We start from the raw sequence: 18,890 nt of genomic DNA, 5'->3' as shown, positions 1-18,890 counted from the left end.
AACGACAGGTGCGGCTACCATGACCGGCACAAGGACGGGCGGCGCAAGGGAGTCGTCCCCGGGGGCGGCCACCAGCGGGGCGCCGGGACGAGGAGGGCGGGCCATGGTGCAGAAGGCCAAGATCCTTCTTGTCGACGACCGGCCGGAGAATCTGCTGGCGCTGGAGGCGATCCTTTCGGCGCTGGATCAGACGCTGGTACGGGCGGCATCCGGGGAAGAGGCGCTGAAAGCGCTGCTCACGGACGATTTCGCGGTGATCCTGCTCGATGTGCAGATGCCGGGCATGGACGGGTTCGAGACCGCCGCCCACATCAAGCGGCGTGAGCGGACGCGCGACATCCCGATCATCTTCCTGACGGCGATCAACCACGGCCCGCACCACACGTTCCGCGGCTACGCGGCCGGTGCGGTGGACTACATCTCCAAGCCCTTCGACCCGTGGGTGCTGCGCGCCAAGGTGTCGGTGTTCGTCGAGCTCTACATGAAGAACTGCCAGCTCCGGGAGCAGGCGGCGCTGCTGCGCCTCCAGCTGGAGCAGGGCGCGTCGACGGGCGTCAACGGGGCGAAGGAGCCTGCCGGGCTGCTCGCCGAACTGTCCGCGCGGCTGGCCGCCGTCGAGGAGCAGGCCGAGGCGCTGTCGAAGCAGCTCGACGAGTCGGCGGACGCGGCCGCGGTGGCGACCGCGGCGCATCTGGAGCGCAAGCTGACCGGTCTGCGGCGGGCGTTGGACGCCCTGGAGCCGGGCACCGGCGACGGCGGCGTCAGGTATCCCCCGCAGGACTGACCACGGCCCCCGCCGTTGACGCTGCGTCACCCTTGGCCCACCCGAGGCGCGACACGGACGGGGGTATGGGACGCACGCGTGTTCAGCCCGGCCTTCGGAGGTAATCTCGGCACCATGGCCTCACGTACGCCCGGCGGCACTGCCAAGAAAGCTCCGGCGAAGCCTGCGGCCAAGAAGACCGCGGCGAAGAAGACCGCAGCGAAAAGACCACCTGCCAAGAAGGGTGCGGCCCCGCGCGCGGCGAAGGGGGCCGCCCCCAAGGCGGCTCCCCGCGCGGCCCCGTCGCCCACCGGTGGCGTGTACCGGATGACGCGCGCCCTGTGGCTCGGCGTCGCCCACGGCATCGGCGCGGTGTTCCGCGGCATAGGGCGCGGAGCGCGCGGCCTGGACCCCGCGCACCGCAAGGACGGCGTGGCGCTGCTGCTGCTCGGTCTGACGCTGGTCGTGGCCGCGGGCACCTGGTCCGATCTGCGCGGCCCGGTCGGCGACCTCGTGGAGATGCTCGTCACCGGCGCGTTCGGCCGGCTCGACCTGCTGGTGCCGATACTGATCGGTGTCGTCGCGGTCCGGCTGATGCGCCACCCGGAGCAGCCGGAGGCCAACGGCCGGATCGTCATCGGGCTGTCCACCCTGGTCCTGGGCGCCCTCGGCCTGGTCCACGTGGCCTGCGGTTCACCGAGCCGGGACGCGGGGGCCGGGGTCCTGCGCGACGCGGGCGGCCTGATCGGCTGGGCCGCCGCATCGCCGCTGCTCTACACGGTGGGCTCGGCGCTCGCCGTGCCGCTGCTGCTGCTCATCACCGTCTTCGGGCTGCTGGTCGTGACGGCCACTCCGGTCAACGCGATCCCGCAGCGGCTGCGGCTGCTCGCCACCAAGCTCGGCCTGTACGAACCCCCGGAGGGCCTGGACGACCTGGACTCCGTTCCGATGGAGGAACTGTTCGAGGACGACCTGGAGCCGGAGGAGGAGTACCGGCGCCGCAGGTCCCCGCTGCGCTTCACCAAGCACGACCAGGGCATGGACGAACTGGCCGCGATGGGGGAGTTCGGCGAGGACGAGGCCGACGAGCCCCGCCCGCGCCGCCGTCCGCGGCGCAGGGCCGAGCCCGGCGGGCAGGAGCACCCCGCCGCCGCCTCCGGCCGGGACGCGGTGGATGTGGCGGCCGCCGCTGCCGCCGCGCTGGACGGCGCCGTGATGCACGGCGTGCAGCCGTCGCCGCTCCTCGCCGACCTCAGTAACAGCGTCAGGACCCCTACCGGGGCGACGGGTTCCGCGACCGGCTCCGGTGTTCCCGCGGCCCGCGCCGAGGACGCCTCCGAGCCGTCGGGCGGTGTCCCCGATCTGACGAAGAAGACCGTCGATCCGGTGGACCCGCTGCCGCCGCGCGCCGAGCAGCTCCAGCTGTCCGGCGACATCACGTACTCGCTGCCCTCGCTGGACCTGCTGGAACGCGGCGGGCCCGGCCGTACCCGCAGCGCGGCGAACGACGCGGTCGTCGCCTCGCTGCAGCAGGTCTTCACCGAGTTCAAGGTCGACGCGACGGTCACCGGCTTCACCCGCGGCCCGACGGTCACCCGCTACGAGATCGAGCTGGGCTCCGCGGTCAAGGTCGAGCGGATCACGGCGCTGGCCAAGAACATCGCGTACTCCGTCGCCAGCCCGGACGTCCGGATCATCAGCCCGATCCCCGGCAAGTCCGCGGTCGGCATCGAGATCCCCAACAGCGACCGCGAGATGGTCAACGTCGGCGACGTGCTGCGCTCCGCCGCGGCGGCCGGCGAGGAACACCCGATGACGGTGGCGCTCGGCAAGGACGTCGAGGGCGGGTACGTCATGGCGAACCTCGCCAAGATGCCGCACATCCTGGTCGCCGGCGCGACCGGGTCGGGCAAGTCGTCCTGCATCAACGGCCTCATCACCTCGATCATGTGCCGCGCCACCCCGGACGAGGTCCGGATGGTGCTGGTGGACCCCAAGCGCGTCGAGCTGACCGCGTACGAGGGCATCCCGCACCTGATCACGCCGATCATCACCAACCCGAAGCGGGCCGCCGAGGCCCTGCAGTGGGTGGTCCGCGAGATGGACCTGCGCTACGACGACCTGGCGGCCTTCGGCTTCCGGCACATCGACGACTTCAACGCCGCGGTGCGCTCGGGCAAGACCAAGCCGCTGCCGGGCAGCGAGCGCGAGCTGTCGCCGTACCCGTACCTGCTGGTGATCGTGGACGAGCTGGCCGACCTGATGATGGTCGCGCCGCGCGACGTGGAGGACTCGATCGTCCGCATCACGCAGCTGGCCCGCGCCGCCGGCATCCACCTGGTGCTGGCCACCCAGCGGCCCAGCGTCGACGTCGTCACCGGTCTGATCAAGGCGAACGTTCCGTCGCGCCTCGCGTTCTCCACCTCGTCGCTCGCCGACAGCCGGGTCATCCTGGACCAGAACGGCGCCGAGAAGCTGATCGGCAGGGGCGACGGCCTCTTCCTCCCCATGGGTGCGAACAAGCCGACCCGTATGCAGGGCGCGTTCGTCACGGAGGAGGAGATCGCGAAGGTCGTCGAGCACTGCAAGGCACAGCTCACACCGACCTACCGGACGGACGTGGCGGTCGACACGGCGCCCAAGCGGGAGGTCGACGAGGAGATCGGCGACGATCTCGACCTGTTGTGCCAGGCCGCCGAGCTGGTCGTCTCCACCCAGTTCGGCTCGACCTCGATGCTTCAGCGGAAGCTGCGTGTGGGATTCGCCAAGGCGGGCAGGCTCATGGATCTGATGGAATCGCGCGGAATCGTCGGGCCGAGTGAAGGTTCGAAGGCGCGCGATGTCATGGTCAAAGCGGACGAACTGGATGGGGTGCTGGCCGTCATCCGCGGTGATGCTCACTCGTAAGAGCACGCGGGGCAACCGTTTCTCCTGTTCGTGCGTCAAGTTGATGCAGGAGGACGACAAATGGCCGACTGTCAGGCTCACGCGCGGCGGTCCCGTAAAAGACGGTCCGGCAATCCTGATGGCGGACAAAGACCAGCTGTCCGCTTGCCCCACTCTTTCGCTACCCCCCTAGACTGAATCACCAGCAGGTGGCTGCAGCCTGAAAGGCTTCCTCGTGTCCCTCGGCAACCCGCCCTCCGACGACCGGCCCTCCGTCGGTCGTGCCCTTGCCCAGGCCCGCCTCGCCGCCGGGCTGACCGTTGACGAGGTCAGTTCCACGACGCGGGTGCGCGCCCCCATCGTGCTCGCCATCGAACAGGACGACTTCTCCCGTTGCGGTGGAGACGTCTACGCCCGCGGTCACATCCGCAACCTCGCGCGCGCCGTCGGGATCGACCCCGAACCGCTGGTCGAGCAGTACGCCCAGGAGCACGGCGGCACCACCGCCCAGGTTCCCGTCGCCCCGCTCTACGAGGCGGAGCGGATCAGCCCGGACCGCCGCCGCCCGAACTGGACCGCGGCGATGGTCGCCGCGATCGTCGCGGTCGTCGGATTCGTGGGCTTCACCGCCTTCAACGGCTCCGGTGGCGGCGCGCCGGCGGTGGCCGCCAAGCCGTCCGTGACCGCCACGACGCCCAAGCCCAGCCCCAAGCCCGCCGACCCCAAGCCCGAGCCGACGAACAGCGCGATCGCCGCCGTCCCGGTGGGCAAGGTGACGGTGAAGCTGACCGCGGACGTCGCCAAGAGCTGGATCCAGGTCACGGACAGCACCGGCAAGCCGCTCTTCACCGGGAACCTGGAGGAGGGCGACTCCAAGTCCTTCACCGACAACAAGAAGATCAAACTGGTCATCGGCGACGCGGGCGCGATCAAGCTCTTCGTCAACGGCAAGGACCTCGGTCCCGCGGGCGAGGAGGGCGAGGTCGTGCGCCTCACCTTCACCCCGGGAGACCCCCAGGCCGGGTGAACGTAAGAGGGACGGCCGGGACAAAGTAGGCTGAGCCTATGCCCGAATCCCGTACCGTCGCCCTTGTCACGCTCGGCTGCGCCCGCAATGAGGTGGATTCCGAGGAGCTCGCCGGCCGTCTGGCGGCGGACGGCTGGCAGCTGGTGGACGACGCCGCGGACGCCGACGTCGCCGTGGTGAACACCTGCGGCTTCGTCGACGCCGCCAAGAAAGACTCCGTGGACGCCCTGCTGGAGGCCAATGACCTCAAGGGTCATGGCCGGACCCAGGCGGTCGTCGCCGTCGGCTGCATGGCCGAGCGGTACGGCAAGGAGCTCTCCGAGGCCCTGCCCGAGGCCGACGCGGTGCTCGGTTTCGACGACTACACCGACATCTCCGACCGCCTGCAGACCATCCTGTCCGGCGGCGTGCACGCCTCGCACACCCCGCGCGACCGCCGCAAGCTGCTGCCGATCAGCCCCGCCGAGCGGCAGAGCGCCGCCGTGGCGCTGCCCGGCCACGCGCAGGAGGCCCCGGCCCCCGCGCCGGCCGACCTCCCCGAGGGCGTCGCCCCCGCCTCGGGGCCGCGCGCGCCGCTGCGCCGCCGCCTGGACAACAGCCCCGTCGCCTCGGTGAAGCTGGCCTCCGGCTGCGACCGACGCTGCTCCTTCTGCGCCATCCCGTCCTTCCGCGGCTCGTTCATCTCCCGCCGCCCCTCCGACGTCCTCGGCGAGACGCGATGGCTCGCCGAGCAGGGCGTCAGCGAGGTCATGCTGGTCAGCGAGAACAACACCTCGTACGGCAAGGACCTCGGCGACATCCGCCTGCTGGAGACCCTGCTGCCGGAGCTGGCGGCCGTCGAGGGCATCGAGCGGATCCGGGTCAGCTACCTGCAGCCCGCCGAGATGCGCCCCGGCCTGATCGACGTTCTGACCTCGACCGACAAGGTCGTGCCGTACTTCGACCTGTCCTTCCAGCACTCGGCGCCCGGCGTGCTGCGCGCGATGCGCCGCTTCGGCAGCACCGAGAGCTTCCTGGAACTGCTCGGCACCATCCGCGGCAAGGCCCCGGAGGCCGGTGTCCGTTCCAACTTCATCGTCGGCTTCCCCGGTGAGACCGAGGCGGACCTGGAGGAGCTGGAACGCTTCCTCGGCTCGGCCCGGCTCGACGCGATCGGGGTCTTCGGGTACTCGGACGAGGACGGTACCGAAGCGGCCGGCTATGGGGACAAGCTGGACGAGGACACCGTCGCCCAGCGGCTGGCCCGGGTGTCGCGGCTGGCCGAGGAGCTGACCGCGCAGCGCGCCCTGGAGCGGCTCGGCTCCACCGTGCGGGTCCTGGTCGAGTCCATCGACGAGGAGACCGGCGAGGCGGTCGGCCGCGCCGACCACCAGGCACCGGAAACGGACGGATCGACCACGCTGACCTCCTCCGAGGGCCTGAAGCCGGGCATGATGGTAGTGGCGAAGGTGATCGACACCGAAGGCGTCGACCTCGTCGCGGAGCCTTCCCCCGCCGTCGGCTGGGGAGCCCCCGCGACCGGCGGCGGAAGTGTCTCGGAGGAGGTGGGCAGATGACCGGAGCCCCCGCGCCCGCCGCGGCCACCCCGGACCACATCGGTGATCCGGTGGTCGGTCAGGCCGGTCTGTGGAACATCGCCAACCTGCTCACGATGATGCGGCTGGTGCTGGTCCCCGGCTTCGTCATGCTGCTGATCCACGACGGCGGCCACGACCCCGCCTGGCGCTCGTTCGCCTGGGCGGCGTTCGCCATCGCGATGATCACCGACCTCTTCGACGGGGAGCTTGCCCGGCGCTACGGGCTGGTCACCGACTTCGGCAAGATCGCCGACCCCATCGCCGACAAGGCGATCATGGGCGCCGCGCTCGTCGGGCTGTCCGCACTGGGCGACCTGCCCTGGTGGGTGACCGGAGTGATTCTCTTCCGGGAGGTCGGCATCACCCTGATGCGCTTCTGGGTGATCCGGCACGGCGTGATCCCGGCCAGCCGCGGCGGCAAGCTCAAGACGCTGACCCAGGGCATCGCGGTCGGCATGTACATCCTGATCCTCACCGGGCCACTCGCGACCCTGCGGGCCTGGGCGATGGCCGCGGCCGTCGTGCTGACGGTCCTCACCGGGCTCGACTACATCCGGCAGGCCGTCGTGCTGCGGCGGGCCGGCCTGGCCGCGCAGCGCGAGCGCGCGGCCGCCCGGGCGAAGCCGCAGGCCGAACCCGGTCTGCTGGTCGCCATGGACGCGACCGCGGAGCGCGAACTGGACCTGGAGCGGCAACGGGACCCGGAGCGTGACCGGGACGTGCGGCGTGACCCCGAGCTGCGGCGTGACCCGGACCTGGAGCGCGACCAGCGGAGCTCTTCGCAGCGGCAGAGTCACCAGAACGGATGACGGCGGCCGACGTGTTGCGACAGCTCGACAGCCGGGGGCTCACCCTGGCGGTCGCCGAGTCGCTCACCGGCGGTCTGCTGGCCGCGGAGCTGACGGACGTCCCCGGCGCCTCCCGGACCTTCCGCGGCTCGGTGACGGCGTACGCGACGGAACTCAAGCACCTACTGCTCGGCGTGGACGCCGCACTGCTGGCCGATCGAGGAGCGGTCGACCCCCAGGTCGCCCTCGAGATGGCCGAGGGGGTGCGGAGCAGACTGGGAGCCGACTGGGGCGTGGCCACGACGGGAGTCGCGGGACCGGCCGCGCAGGACGGTAACCCGGTCGGCACGGTCTACGTGGCGGTGGCCGGTCCCGAAGGCTCGGCGGTCGACCCGCTGCGGCTGGAGGGCGGCCGCTCCGAGATACGCGCCGCCACTGTGGACGCCGCGCTCGCCCTGCTGGAGCGGTCCCTCGCTGCGGGGGTGCCGTCCTCCGAGACCGGGGTGCGGGCGAAGGATAGGGAAGAAGACGGGGGGATGGGATGTTTGCAGCCCTGAGTGAACACGACATCGCTCCCCGCACGGCCGGTGCCCGAGGCGGTACGGTGGGGCAAGAAGGATCCGGATTCGCGGTCCGAGGAGGGAGCCACCGATGATCCTGCTCCGTCGCCTGTTGGGTGACGTGCTGCGTCGGCAGCGCCAACGTCAGGGCCGCACTCTGCGTGAGGTCTCCTCTTCCGCCCGGGTGTCCCTGGGCTATCTGTCCGAAGTGGAGCGAGGGCAGAAGGAGGCTTCCTCCGAGCTGCTCTCCGCGATCTGCGACGCGCTGGACGTCCCGATGTCCGAGGTGATGCGCGAGGTCAGCGACGATCTGTCGCTCGCGGAGCTGGCCCAGTCGGCGGCTTCCGAGACTTCCGCGGCGCCGATGCGACCACTGCTGGGTGCGGTGACCTCTGTCACATCCGTCACGACCGAACGGGTCACCATCAAGCCGCCGAAGGCGCCCGCGGAGGCCGTGGACGTGGTCGCGGCCTGAACCGGCCGTACCTCAGAAGTACCTGCACCGGAGCCCCGGTCGGCACTGCCGACCGGGGCTCCGTCCTTTTGCCAGGCATAGCGCGACGAGGCAGGGTAGGCGGTACGGAGTTAACAGGGTTTAACGGACTATTCGCCAGTCCCGTCGCCAGTAGGAGGATTCCGCATGAGTGTCGTCAAGAGCCCGCTGTCCGACAAGCACCGCAAGATCGTCGGCGAGGCGCTGCAGGGCGCCCTGGTCGATCTCGTGGATCTCGCGCTGGTGTCGAAGCAGGTCCACTGGACCGTGGTGGGCCCGCGCTTCCGCTCGGTCCATCTGCAGCTCGACGAGGTCGTCGACACTGCCAGGCTGCACGCCGACACGGTCGCGGAGCGGGCCTCCGCGATCGGCGTCACGGCCGACGGGCGGGCCGACACGGTCTCCAAGACCAGTGGCATCGACACGGTCACCGACGGCTGGATCAAGGACACGCAGGCGGTGGGCATCCTCATCGCGGCGCTCGATTCGGTCATCGGGCGGATGCGGGCGCGGATCGGGACGACGGAGGACGCCGACCCGGTCACGCAGGACATCCTCATCGGGCTCACGGCGGACCTGGAGAAGTTCCATTGGATGTTCCAGGCCGAGAACGCGTAGCGCGGCGAGGCGTCCGCGTCGGGGCGCGCGAGGCGCCAGGGGCGCCCGTGGGTGGCAGGTGCGACAGGTCATGCGCCAGGGGCCGCCCCCGGGCGCCCCATGCGCGCCTGCGCCCCCTCGGGCCTCCTTGCGCTGCACTGGCGGCCACCAGCGTGGGTGGATACGATGAATGACTCGTCACGTTGAGTTCATTGATCGTCGCAGGTGGCGACGGTGGACCGCTCCCATCGGGTGAAGGCCCGGACGGGCGTGGCGGCAGAGGGCCGGCGATCTCGGGAACCGGGCATCGCACCCTGGTACGGAGCGCCTTTCGGGGGGCTCCGCCGCAACCTCGGGGTTCCGAAGGAGGCGGCCATGCGCGTGCTCCAGCTCCAGGTCTTCCGGAGTCTGTGGTCCCGCAGGGCGGTCCGCTGGACCGTCGCGCTGAGCCTGGGCGTGCTGTGGTGGTGGGCCGCGCTGCGGCTCGCCGTACAGCCGGGCCGGACCGGGCCCGTCGAGAGCGTGCTGCTGGCGGGCGGCTGGGGGCTGGGCCTGATACCGCTGCACGCCGCCCCGCGGACCGCCGGGCGGACGAGTCGGTCCCGCCGGGCGGCCGCGCTACCAGGGCATGGCGACCCCGCCGTTGGGCCGGAGGATCTGGCCGGTGGTGAAGGCCGAGGCGTCCGAGGCGAGGAAGAGCACGGATCCCGCGACGTCCTCCGGGGTGCCGACGCGGCCCAGCGGCGCGATCCGCACGAGTGAGGCCTCGGCACGGGCCTGGGCGGGCTCGTCGAAGACTCCGTCGGCTCCCGTGCCGTAGTGCGAGGTCATCGGGGTGCGGATGAAACCGGGGGCGATGGCATTGGCGCGGATGCCGAGCGGGCCGAGTTCGGTCGCCAGGGTTTTGGTGAGTTGCACCACGGCTGCTTTGGAGACGCTGTAGCAGAGCAGGCCGCGGGCGCCGGTGTCGATCGCGCCGGAGGCCATCGTGATGATGCTGCCGGACCGCTGGGCGGTCATGACCCGGGCGGCCTCCTGGGCGCTGTGCAGCACCCCCTTGAAGTTGACGCCGAGGACGCGGTCCAGATCGGCGTCGTCGGTCTCCAGCACGCTGCTGCTGTGCATGATCCCCGCGATGGCCGCCAGGACGTCGAGCCGCCCGTGGTCGCGCACGGTCTCGGCGACCGTCTCGGCGATCTGGGCCCGGTCGGTGACGTCCAGCAGGCGGGCGCGGGCGGTGCCGCCCGCTTTCTCGATCAGTTCCGCGGTCTCCCGCACGCCGGGGCCGTCGATGTCCGCGCAGACAACAGTGGCGCCGGCTTCGGCGAGCAGAACGGCGGACGCGCGGCCGATCCCGCTCGCGGCGCCGGTGACCAGGGCGGTGCGTCCGGTGAGGTCGTACGCCTTCAGGGGCATGACGCGACGGTACGACCAAATCTGACGGTCCGTCAATTGCCGTTCGGCTGCGGGCCTCGCTGGCAGCGCGGGCACCAGTAGGCGACGCGGGCCCGTTCCGGCGGCCCCTGCTCCCCCTTGCGGATGGGGGTGCCGCAGCGCAGGCACGGCCGGTGTTCCCTGCCGTACGCCCAGTGGGTGCGGCCGCGCCGCAGATCGCCGGTGGTGATGTGCCCCGGACGGTTCTTGTTGGCCTCCAGCAGCTTCTTGGCGAGCGCGACCAGCTTCTCCGTGTCGGCGTCGCCGACCGGCGTCCAGGGGGTGATCCCGCGCAGGAAGCAGAGCTCCGACACATAGACGTTGCCGACGCCCGCCAGATTCCGCTGGTCCAGGAGCGCCTCGCCGATGGGCCGGGCGGGTTGGGCGCCCAATCGCACGACGGCTTCGGCCGGATCCCAGTCCGGGCCCAGCAGATCGGGGCCGAGATGGCCGACGACGCCGTCCTCCTCGGACGTGGGCAGCAGCTCCAGCACCGGCAGCCGGTAGCCGACCGCCACCCTGGCGGAGGTCTCCAGCACGGCGCGGACCTGGTGGAGGGGGCCGCCGTGCCAGCGCTCGCCCGGCCCGTACAGATGCCAGGAGCCGTCCATCCGCAGATGGGAGTGGAGCGTCAGGTCCCCTTCGAGGCGCGTCATCAGGTGCTTGCCGCGCGCGACCACCTCGAGGACGCGGCGGTCCGCGAGGTCGGTGGTGGCGAGCTGCGGCACGCGCAGGTCGGCGCGGACGAGGGTCTGGCCGGCCAGGGCCTCGTCGAGTCGGCGTACGGTCAGCCAGACCGTGTCTCCTTCGGGCACCTTTCCATCATGCATGCCGGGTCCGACAGACCCGGCAGATCCGTCCGGTTCCTCCGTCGGCCGCGTGGTGGTGCCCGTCAGGCCCGCAGGCGCAGGCCGCGCGGGGTCGCGTGGAAGCCCGCGGTCTCCAGGGCACGGCCCAACGGCGACGTCAGGGCCGACTCCCCGTTGGTGCGCTCCACGGTGAGCCGGCCGAGAGCGCCCTCCCGGACCGCCAGCGCGAGGGCGTCCGCGGCGGCTCCCAGCCGTTCCTCGTCGTCGGGCCAGGCCAGCAGCGTCTTCCCGCCGCGTTCCACGTACAGGGCCAGTTCGCCGTCGACGAGGACCACCAGGGCGCCCGCCTTGCGGCCGGGTTTGTGCGTGACGCCTTCGGGCTGCGTCGGCCAGGGGAGGGCGGCGCCGTACGCGTTGGCGGGATCGGCGGCGGCGAGGACGACGGCGCGCCCGCCGGCGCGGGTGCCTTCCTCACGGTCGCGGGCGGTGTTGATGGCGCGGAGCCGGTCCACCGCGCCGTCCATCGCGAACTGCGCGGCGCCGAGCCCTTCGACCACGTAGCCCCGTCGGGTCTGGCCGGTCTCCTCGAAGGCCGACAGCACCCGGTAGGCGGCGGAGAAACCGCCCTCGACGCCTTCGGCGGCGACCGCTCCGCGCGTGACGACTCCGTGCCGGTCCAACAGGCTGTGGACGAGGGCGTGCGCCCGCAGCGTCGGGTCGGTCTCCGGGGAGGGGACGAGCGACCAGCGGCCCGCCGTCGTCGGGGGACCGGTGCGGGACGCGGTCCCGCGCGACGCCCGGCCGGGGAGGGAGCCGTACCGCCCCCGGGGGGTCGAACGCGCGGCGCGGTGGGCGGTGGACCCGGCGGTGCGCCCGGAACCGAGCAGGGCGCGCAGCGGGGCCAGGGTGTCGTTGGTGAGCCGCCCGGACCACGCCAGGTCCCAGACGGCGTCCGCCAGTTCCAGGTCGGACGAGGCCGCGCCCGCGGCCCGCACCTGGTCGGAGATCTGCCGGAAGAACAGGCCGTAGCCGCCGGCGAGGGCGTCCAGGACGGCCTGGTGCAGCGGGGAGAGTTCGAGCGGGTGGGGGTCCTTGAGGAGCAGCGGCGCGGTGTCGGCGAGGTGGAGCGAGACCCAGCCGTCCTTGCCGGGCAGCGCCCCCGCGCCGGACCACAGGACCTCCCCGGAGGCGGTCAGCTCGTCCAGCATCGCCGGGGTGTAGCCCGAGACCCGAGACGGCAGCACCAGTTTCTCCAGCGCGGAGGCGGGCACCTCGGCGCCCTGCAACTGCTCGACGGCCCGGATCAGCCCGTCGGCACCGCGCAGGCTGTGGGTGCCGACGTGCTGCCACTGGGGAAGGAAGGTGGCGAGGGTGGCGGGCGGCACCGGTTCGACCTCGTGCCGCAGCGCGGCCAGCGAGCGGCGGCGCAGCCGGCGCAGCACCGCGGCGTCGCACCATTCGTGGCCTGCGCCGCCCGGCCGGAACTCGCCCTGGACGACGCGGCCCGCGGCGGCGAGGCGTTGCAGCACGCCGTCCGCCACGGCCGTGCCGAGTCCGAAGCGCCGTGCGGCCTCGACGGAGGTGAACGGGCCGTGGGTGCGGGCGAACCGGGCGAGCAGATCGCCGAGCGGGTCCTTGACCGGTTCCGTGAAAGCTTCGGGGACGCCGACGGGCAGCGCCGTACCCAGCGCGTCCCGCAGCCGTCCGGCGTCCTCGACCGCCGCCCAGTGCTCGGCGCCGGCGATCCGGACCCGGATGGCGCGGCGCGCCGACTCCAGCCCGGCCGCCCAGCCGGGCTCGGCGCCGCGCGCCGCCAACTCGGCCTCGGTGAGCGGTCCGAGGAGCCGCAGCAGGTCCGCGACGCCTTCGGCGTCCTTGACCCGGCGCTCCTCCGTCAGCCATCGCAGCTCCAGTTCCAGCTCGGCCAGGACATCGGCGTCCAGCAGCTCGCGCAGCTCGGCCTGGCCCAGCAGTTCGGCCAGCAGCCGGGAGTCCAGCGACAGGGCGGCGGCGCGGCGCTCGGCGAGCGGGGAGTCCCCCTCGTAGAGGAACTGGGCGACGTAGCCGAAGAGGAGCGAGCGGGCGAAGGGGGAGGGCTCGGGCGTGGTGACCTCCACCAGGCGCACCCGGCGTGCCTCGATGTCGCCCATCAGCTCGACGAGACCGGGGACGTCGAAGACGTCCTGCAGGCACTCACGGACGGCTTCGAGGACGATCGGGAAGGAGCCGAAGTCCGAGGCGACCTGGAGGAGCTGGGCGGCGCGCTGGCGCTGCTGCCACAGCGGGGTGCGCTTGCCGGGGGAGCGGCGGGGCAGCAGCAGGGCGCGGGCGGCGCACTCGCGGAAGCGGGAGGCGAACAGTGCGGATCCGCCGACCTGGTCGGTGACCAGCTGTTCGACCTCGCCCTTGTCGAAGGCGACGTCCGAGGCGCCGACCGGTGACCGGTCGCTGTCGAACGCGGCGCCCATGTGGTCGTTACCGGTGCTGGTACCGGCGCCGCTGCCCGTGCCCGTGTCCGCGTCGAGCAGGTCGAGGCCCATGAGGTCCGCGTCCGGCAGCCGCAGCACGATGCCGTCGTCGGCGTGCATCACCTGGGCGTCCAGCCCGTACCGCTCCATGAGGCGGGCGCCCAGCGCCAGCGCCCAGGGCGCGTGCACCTGCGCGCCGAAGGGGGAGTGGACCACCACCCGCCAGTCGCCCAGTTCGTCACGGAAGCGCTCCACGACGATGGTCCGGTCGTCGGGGATGTGGCCGCAGGCCTGCCGCTGCTCCGACAGGTACGCCAGCACGTTGTCCGTCGCCCAGGTGTCGAGTCCGGCCGCGGACAGCCGTTCGCGGGCCTCCCCGGGACCCAGCCGCCCGACTTCGCGAACGAAGGCGCCCACCGCCCGGCCGAGCTCCAGCGGGCGGCCCAGCTGGTCGCCCTTCCAGAAGGGGAGCCGCCCGGGGACACCGGGCGCGGGGGTGACGAGCACCCGGTCGCGGGTGATGTCCTCGATCCGCCAGGACGTGGTGCCCAGCGTGAAGACGTCGCCGACCCGCGACTCGTAGACCATCTCCTCGTCCAGCTCGCCGACCCGGCCCCCGCCCTTCTTCGGGTCGGAGCCGACCAGGAAGACACCGAACAGCCCGCGGTCCGGGATGGTGCCGCCGGAGGTCACGGCCAGCCGCTGCGCTCCGGGCCGGCCCGCGACCGTGTTCGCCACCCGGTCCCAGACGATGCGCGGCCGCAGCTCCGCGAAGGCGTCGGAGGGGTAGCGGCCGCCCAGCATGTCGAGGACCGCCGTGTACGCGGAGTGCGGGAGCGCCGCGAAGGGCGCCGCCCGGCGCACCAGGGCGAGCAGCTCGTCCACGTCCCAGGTGTCGAGCGCGGTCATGGCGACGATCTGCTGCGCCAGGACGTCCAGCGGATTCGCCGGCACGCGCAGGGATTCGATGGAGCCGGTCCGCATCCGCTCGGTGACGACCGCCGCCTGCACGAGGTCACCGCGGTACTTGGGGAAGACCACACCCGTCGAGACGGCGCCCACCTGGTGCCCGGCCCGGCCGACGCGCTGCAGCCCGGAGGCGACGGACGGCGGCGACTCCACCTGGATGACGAGATCGACCGCGCCCATGTCGATGCCCAGTTCCAGACTGGAGGTCGCGACCACGGCGGGCAGCCGCCCGGCCTTGAGCTCCTCCTCGACGATCGCGCGCTGCTCCTTGGACACCGACCCGTGGTGCGCGCGGGCCATCAGGGGCGGCGCGCCCTGCGCGGCGCCCGACTGGGCCATGATCTCGGCGGGCGGCGCGGTGTCGGGCAGCGGTTCGCCGGTGGCCCGCTCGTGGGCGATCTCGTTGAGTCGGTTGCACAGCCGCTCGGCCAGCCGCCGGGAGTTGGCGAACACGATCGTCGAGCGGTGCGCCTGCACCAGATCGGCGATCCGCTCCTCCACATGCGGCCAGATCGACGCCCGCTGCTCCGCCCCGGCCGCGGACCCGCTGTGCTCGGCGACGGGGGAGCCGCCCAGCTCGCCCAGGTCCTCGACGGGCACGACCACCGACAGGTCGAACTTCTTCTGCGACGCCGGCTGGACGATCGTCACCTTGCGCTGCGGCGACAGATAGCGGGCGATCTCCTCGACCGGCCGGACCGTCGCGGACAGCCCGATCCGCCGGGCGGGCCGGTCCAGCAGCTCGTCCAGCCGCTCCAGGGACAGGGCCAGATGCGCTCCGCGCTTCGTGCCGGCGACGGCGTGCACCTCGTCCAGAATCACCGTTTCCACCCCGCGCAGCGCCTCGCGGGCTGCCGACGTGAGCATCAGGAACAGCGACTCGGGGGTGGTGATCAGGATGTCCGGCGGGCGGGTGACCAGCGTGCGGCGTTCGGCGGCGGGGGTGTCCCCCGAACGGATGCCGACCCGGACCTCCGGCTCGGGCAGCCCGAGCCGGACGGACTCCTGGCGCAGGCCCGTGAGCGGGCTGCGCAGGTTGCGCTCCACGTCGACCGCGAGGGCCTTGAGCGGGGAGATGTAGAGCACCCGGCAGCGGCGCTGGGTCTCGGCGGGCGGCGGGATGCTCGCCAGCCGGTCCAGCGAGGCCAGGAAGGCGGCCAGCGTCTTGCCGGACCCGGTCGGCGCGACCACCAGGACGTCGGAGCCCTCGCCGATCGCCCGCCAGGCGCCGGCCTGGGCGGCGGTGGGCGCGTCGAAGGCTCCCGTGAACCACGCGCGGGTGGCCGGGGAGAACGCTTCCAGGGCGGCGGCCGGGTCCCCTTCCGGTTCCGGCTCTCCCTGACTGGTCCGTCGCGACATGTCCCCATCCTGCCCCGCCCCACTGACAACGGCCTCGGGACGTCCGTCGCGTCCGCCCGGCGCGGGGCCGCGGGGGCCCGGCGGCAGAATGGGTGCATGGCACGGCGCGAACCGGCACCTGAGCAGGCACGGCACTGGCGGCATCCGCAGCTGCCGGGCGTGGACCTGCTCCGCGCGCGGTACGTCAGCCACACGTTCTCCCGGCACTCCCACGACGGATACGTGATCGCGGCGGTAACCCAGGGTGTCGAGGGCATCGGCATGCCCGGCGGTGACCTGCGAGCGGGTGCGGGCGGAGTCGTCCTCATCAACCCCGAGACCCCGCACTCCGCGTACGCGGGGACCGAGGAGGGCTGGAGTTACCGCGTCCTCTACCCGAGCATCGGTGTGGTCGCGGCCGTCGCCGCCGAGACGGCGGGCCGGAGCGGCACCCCCGTGTTCACCGGCACCGTCCTCGACGACCCGGACTGCGCGCGGCTGATCGCGGACATCCACGCCGCCGCGGAACGCGACAACGCGCTCGCCGCCGATACCCTCCTGCGGGTCGCCGTCGCCCGGCTGCTGCGCCGCTACGGCGCGGATCCGGCCGCTCCGGGCGCGCTGCCCTCCGCCGGTGCGCTGGCTGCCGGGCGGGCCAGGGAAGTGCTCGTGGAGCGGATCGCGTGCCCGCCGACCCTGGACCAGCTGGCCGCGGAAGTGGGCACCAAGCCGTTCGCGCTGCTGCGCGCGTTCAAGAGCGCCTACGGGCTGCCGCCGCACGCCTGGCTGACCGGGGAACGGGTGCGGGCGGCCCGCCGGATGCTCGACGAGGGGACGCTGCCCGCCGAAGCGGCACTCGCGGTGGGGTTTACGGACCAGCCGCATCTGAACCGGCACTTCACACGGATCGTGGGCGTACCCCCGGGCGCCTATCGGCGCGAACGCGCAAGAACGTACAAGACAGGTGAGGACTTCGCTCCATAACGTTCGGTGAGTGACACGAGCAGCACGTATACACGGTGACGGCAGCGGACCGAACGGCACGGAGGACGAGGACCCGGCGGCGTGGGCGGCCGACGCGCCGGAGCCGTCCACGCGGCCGACGTCCGCCGTGGTCCGGGACGCGCTGGCCGTCGGGGTCGCCGTCGGTCTGTCCGGGTTCGCCTTCGGTGTGACCTCGGCCGGGGCCGGCCTGACCGTCGCGCAGACCTGCGCGCTCTCCCTCCTGGTCTTCAGCGGCGCCTCGCAGTTCGCCCTGGTCGGCGCGTTGGGCTCGGGCGGCAGCCCGTTCGCCGCGGCAGCCGGGGCGTTCTTCCTCGGCGCGCGCAACGCGTTCTACGGTCTGCGGCTGTCGCAACTGCTGCGCTTCCCCCGGGCGGTGCGCCCGTTCGCCGCCCAGTGGGTGATCGACGAGACCTCCGCGGTGACCCTCGCGCAGCCCGACCGGCGCAGCGCGCGGCTCGGCTTCACCGTCACCGGCGCCACCATCTACCTGCTATGGAACCTGACCACGCTGCTGGGCGCGCTCGGTGCCTCCGCGCTGGGCGACCCGGCGGCGTGGGGGCTGGACGCGGCAGGGCCCGCCGTCTTCCTCGCGCTGCTCGCGCCCATGCTGAAGGGCCGCCGCGAGCGCCTGGTGGCCGGGCTCGCCGTCGTCCTCGCCCTGGCCTGCCTGCCGCTGCTGCCCGCCGGGGTGCCGGTCCTCGTGGCGGCACTGGCCGCGCCGATCGTCCTGTTCGCCGCACGCCGCACCAGGGCAGGCGAGGACGCCGCGGATCCCGCCGGCACAACCGACACCGCACACCCGACGGAGAAGGACCGATGACCACCTGGATCGCCATCGGCGTGACCGCCTTCGGCTGCTACGCCGTGAAACTGCTCGGCCTCTCCGTGCCCGCCGGGATCCTGGAGCGGCCGCTGGTGAGGCGGCTCGCCGCCCTCGTCCCGCTCGCCCTGCTGGCCGCTCTCACCGCGCTGCAGACGTTCAGCACCAGCGAACTGGAACTCGTCGTCGACGCCCGCGCCGCCGGGCTCGCCGCCGCCGCGGTGGCGCTGCTGCTGCGCGCGCCGTTCCTGGTCGTCATCGGCGCGGCGGTCCTGGTGACCGCCGCCGTCCGGGCGCTGACCGGCTGACCGGTCGGTCGGCCGGGACGCGGCGGGTCAGATGATCGGGCGCCCGTAGGCGCGCAGCGTCCGCAGCGCCTCGATGGTGAGGATCGGCCGCCACTCCAGCCGGGTGCCCGGCGCCCACCCGCGCCAGCGCATCGGCCAGCCGCCGTCGTCGCCCTGCTCCGCCGCCAGGAAGTCCAGTGACCGTTCCAGCTCTTCGTCGCTGAACCACTGCCGGGCCAGCGACTCGGGGCCGCGCGCGTAGTCGTACGCGAAGTGGTACTCGCCCGGCGCGTATCCGGGGGGCAGCGGGCAGCCGTCCGCGCGGTCCGGATCCAGCACCACCAGCTGCTGGTCGCGCACCGCCTTCCCCAGGCGGTGGGCCGCGTCCCGCGCCCGTGCCCGGTCCGGGACGGCGTCCAGGAACGCCATCGCCGCCTGGACCTCGTACGGATGCGTCGCGTCCAGAGCCTCGATCGCGGCCCAGCAGAAGTCCGTGGCCCGGAACAGCCACGCGTGCCACACCTCGTTGGCGTGCAGGACGCCCACCACCGGGCCCGTCGCCAGCAAGGCGCCCTGCGGTGCCTCGGCCACCGGGATCCACGGTGCCGCCGGGTAGCCCCGCAGCGACGGATGCACGGCCGGCAGCGCCCCCTCCACGGTCGAGACCTCCGTCAGGTACCGGCACACCCGCTCCGCGCGCTGCCCCCCGCACCGCCCGATCCCGTCGAGCACGCGCAGCGCGTGCGCCGTGTGCAGCGGCTGGCTCACCGGGCCCCGCAGATCCGGCTCCAGGGCGTGCCCGAAGCCGCCGTCGTCATTGCGGTACGCGTTCAGCGCGGTCTCGACCGCCTCGACCGCCGCGTCCGAGTCGTCGAGGAAGTAGTACGTGAACCTGCGCTGTTCGAGCACGCGCGCGGTCAGCCACACGAAGTGCTCGGCGCGCGCGAGGGGAGTTCCTGGCATGCCCGCACAGTAGGGCGCCTTCCCCGCACTGCATACGCCTGTCACAAGGGAGCACCCGCCCGTGCGACACAGGGCCCCCGTGCGCGGGATTCCCGTGCCCCGAAGT

General features: G+C 72.8%; 15 protein-coding genes. 11 read left to right on the top strand and 4 right to left on the bottom strand.

The window, feature by feature from the left end:
• Window positions 1-103: 103 nt before the first annotated feature.
• From O3X23_RS08380 to O3X23_RS08345, 8 genes are all read left to right on the top strand, one after another.
• A complete protein-coding gene (locus O3X23_RS08380; protein WP_269270556.1) occupies window positions 104-784 on the top strand; it encodes a response regulator in 681 nt (226 codons plus the stop codon).
• 114 nt (window positions 785-898) lie between these two features.
• The gene (locus O3X23_RS08375) at window positions 899-3,670 is read left to right on the top strand and encodes an FtsK/SpoIIIE family DNA translocase (RefSeq protein ID WP_269270555.1); all 2,772 of its coding nucleotides are present in this window, start codon (window positions 899-901) and stop codon (window positions 3,668-3,670) included.
• A gap of 214 nt (window positions 3,671-3,884) precedes the next feature.
• Entirely contained in the window at window positions 3,885-4,676 is a 792-nt protein-coding gene (locus O3X23_RS08370; protein ID WP_269270554.1) for a helix-turn-helix domain-containing protein, read from the top strand.
• Window positions 4,677-4,714: 38 nt separating this feature from the next.
• A complete protein-coding gene (gene rimO / locus O3X23_RS08365) occupies window positions 4,715-6,232 on the top strand; it encodes a 30S ribosomal protein S12 methylthiotransferase RimO (protein ID WP_269270553.1) in 1,518 nt (505 codons plus the stop codon).
• Window positions 6,229-7,062 (top strand): CDP-diacylglycerol--glycerol-3-phosphate 3-phosphatidyltransferase, encoded by an 834-nt coding sequence (pgsA, locus tag O3X23_RS08360; RefSeq protein WP_269270552.1) that lies wholly within the window; start codon window positions 6,229-6,231, stop codon window positions 7,060-7,062. The genes rimO and pgsA overlap by 4 nt, the downstream gene beginning before the upstream one ends.
• Entirely contained in the window at window positions 7,059-7,598 is a 540-nt protein-coding gene (locus O3X23_RS08355; protein ID WP_269270551.1) for a CinA family protein, read from the top strand. Before pgsA ends, O3X23_RS08355 begins: the two co-directional genes overlap by 4 nt.
• Before the next feature lie 94 nt (window positions 7,599-7,692).
• Window positions 7,693-8,076, top strand: coding sequence for a helix-turn-helix domain-containing protein (locus tag O3X23_RS08350; RefSeq protein ID WP_269270550.1), 384 nt, complete (start codon window positions 7,693-7,695; stop codon window positions 8,074-8,076).
• Window positions 8,077-8,241: 165 nt separating this feature from the next.
• Complete coding sequence (locus O3X23_RS08345; RefSeq protein ID WP_269270549.1) at window positions 8,242-8,712, top strand: Dps family protein; 471 nt, start codon at window positions 8,242-8,244, stop codon at window positions 8,710-8,712.
• A gap of 597 nt (window positions 8,713-9,309) precedes the next feature.
• Here the strand turns inward: O3X23_RS08345 and O3X23_RS08340 are convergent.
• The 3 genes from O3X23_RS08340 to O3X23_RS08330 all read right to left on the bottom strand — a co-directional run bounded on the left by O3X23_RS08340 (window position 9,310) and on the right by O3X23_RS08330 (window position 15,730).
• The gene (locus tag O3X23_RS08340) at window positions 9,310-10,107 is read right to left on the bottom strand and encodes an SDR family NAD(P)-dependent oxidoreductase (protein WP_269270548.1); all 798 of its coding nucleotides are present in this window, start codon (window positions 10,105-10,107) and stop codon (window positions 9,310-9,312) included.
• Between the two features lie 32 nt (window positions 10,108-10,139).
• Window positions 10,140-10,940 (bottom strand): DNA-formamidopyrimidine glycosylase family protein, encoded by an 801-nt coding sequence (locus O3X23_RS08335; RefSeq protein ID WP_269270547.1) that lies wholly within the window; start codon window positions 10,938-10,940, stop codon window positions 10,140-10,142.
• 77 nt (window positions 10,941-11,017) lie between these two features.
• Complete coding sequence (locus O3X23_RS08330) at window positions 11,018-15,730, bottom strand: Lhr family ATP-dependent helicase (RefSeq protein WP_269270546.1); 4,713 nt, start codon at window positions 15,728-15,730, stop codon at window positions 11,018-11,020.
• A 96-nt stretch (window positions 15,731-15,826) separates the two neighbouring features.
• On the opposite strand from O3X23_RS08330, the gene O3X23_RS08325 reads away from it, so the two are divergent.
• From O3X23_RS08325 to O3X23_RS08315, 3 genes are read left to right on the top strand one after another with little or no spacing between them, the layout of a single operon-like run.
• Window positions 15,827-16,693, top strand: a complete 867-nt coding sequence (locus O3X23_RS08325) for a helix-turn-helix transcriptional regulator (RefSeq protein WP_269270545.1) — start codon at window positions 15,827-15,829, stop codon at window positions 16,691-16,693.
• Between the two features lie 10 nt (window positions 16,694-16,703).
• On the top strand, window positions 16,704-17,534 hold the full coding sequence (locus O3X23_RS08320; RefSeq protein ID WP_443047795.1) for an AzlC family ABC transporter permease: 831 nt from the start codon (window positions 16,704-16,706) through the stop codon (window positions 17,532-17,534).
• Entirely contained in the window at window positions 17,531-17,842 is a 312-nt protein-coding gene (locus O3X23_RS08315; RefSeq protein WP_269270544.1) for an AzlD domain-containing protein, read from the top strand. Before O3X23_RS08320 ends, O3X23_RS08315 begins: the two co-directional genes overlap by 4 nt.
• A 27-nt stretch (window positions 17,843-17,869) precedes the next feature.
• On the opposite strand, the gene O3X23_RS08310 is transcribed toward O3X23_RS08315, so the two are convergent.
• The gene (locus O3X23_RS08310) at window positions 17,870-18,784 is read right to left on the bottom strand and encodes a hypothetical protein (RefSeq protein WP_269270543.1); all 915 of its coding nucleotides are present in this window, start codon (window positions 18,782-18,784) and stop codon (window positions 17,870-17,872) included.
• Between the last annotated feature and the right edge of the window lie 106 nt (window positions 18,785-18,890).

This window comes from Streptomyces sp. H39-S7 (assembly GCF_027158205.1).
GTDB lineage: Bacteria > Actinomycetota > Actinomycetes > Streptomycetales > Streptomycetaceae > Actinacidiphila.
The sequence above is the reverse complement of the archived record's forward strand: the minus strand, read 5'-3'. Positions and strand labels throughout refer to the sequence as shown.

Excerpts from the sequence above, each read along its gene's own strand:
- O3X23_RS08380 (WP_269270556.1), top strand. The coding sequence starts at position 104 with ATGGTGCAGAAGGCCAAGATCCTTCTTGTCGACGACCGGCCGGAGAAT.
- O3X23_RS08375 (WP_269270555.1), top strand. The coding sequence starts at position 899 with ATGGCCTCACGTACGCCCGGCGGCACTGCCAAGAAAGCTCCGGCGAAG.
- rimO (WP_269270553.1), top strand. The coding sequence starts at position 4,715 with ATGCCCGAATCCCGTACCGTCGCCCTTGTCACGCTCGGCTGCGCCCGC.
- pgsA (WP_269270552.1), top strand. The coding sequence starts at position 6,229 with ATGACCGGAGCCCCCGCGCCCGCCGCGGCCACCCCGGACCACATCGGT.
- O3X23_RS08355 (WP_269270551.1), top strand. The coding sequence starts at position 7,059 with ATGACGGCGGCCGACGTGTTGCGACAGCTCGACAGCCGGGGGCTCACC.
- O3X23_RS08350 (WP_269270550.1), top strand. The coding sequence starts at position 7,693 with ATGATCCTGCTCCGTCGCCTGTTGGGTGACGTGCTGCGTCGGCAGCGC.
- O3X23_RS08345 (WP_269270549.1), top strand. The coding sequence starts at position 8,242 with ATGAGTGTCGTCAAGAGCCCGCTGTCCGACAAGCACCGCAAGATCGTC.
- O3X23_RS08340 (WP_269270548.1), bottom strand. The coding sequence starts at position 10,107 with ATGCCCCTGAAGGCGTACGACCTCACCGGACGCACCGCCCTGGTCACC.
- O3X23_RS08330 (WP_269270546.1), bottom strand. The coding sequence starts at position 15,730 with ATGTCGCGACGGACCAGTCAGGGAGAGCCGGAACCGGAAGGGGACCCG.
- O3X23_RS08325 (WP_269270545.1), top strand. The coding sequence starts at position 15,827 with ATGGCACGGCGCGAACCGGCACCTGAGCAGGCACGGCACTGGCGGCAT.
- O3X23_RS08315 (WP_269270544.1), top strand. The coding sequence starts at position 17,531 with ATGACCACCTGGATCGCCATCGGCGTGACCGCCTTCGGCTGCTACGCC.
- O3X23_RS08310 (WP_269270543.1), bottom strand. The coding sequence starts at position 18,784 with ATGCCAGGAACTCCCCTCGCGCGCGCCGAGCACTTCGTGTGGCTGACC.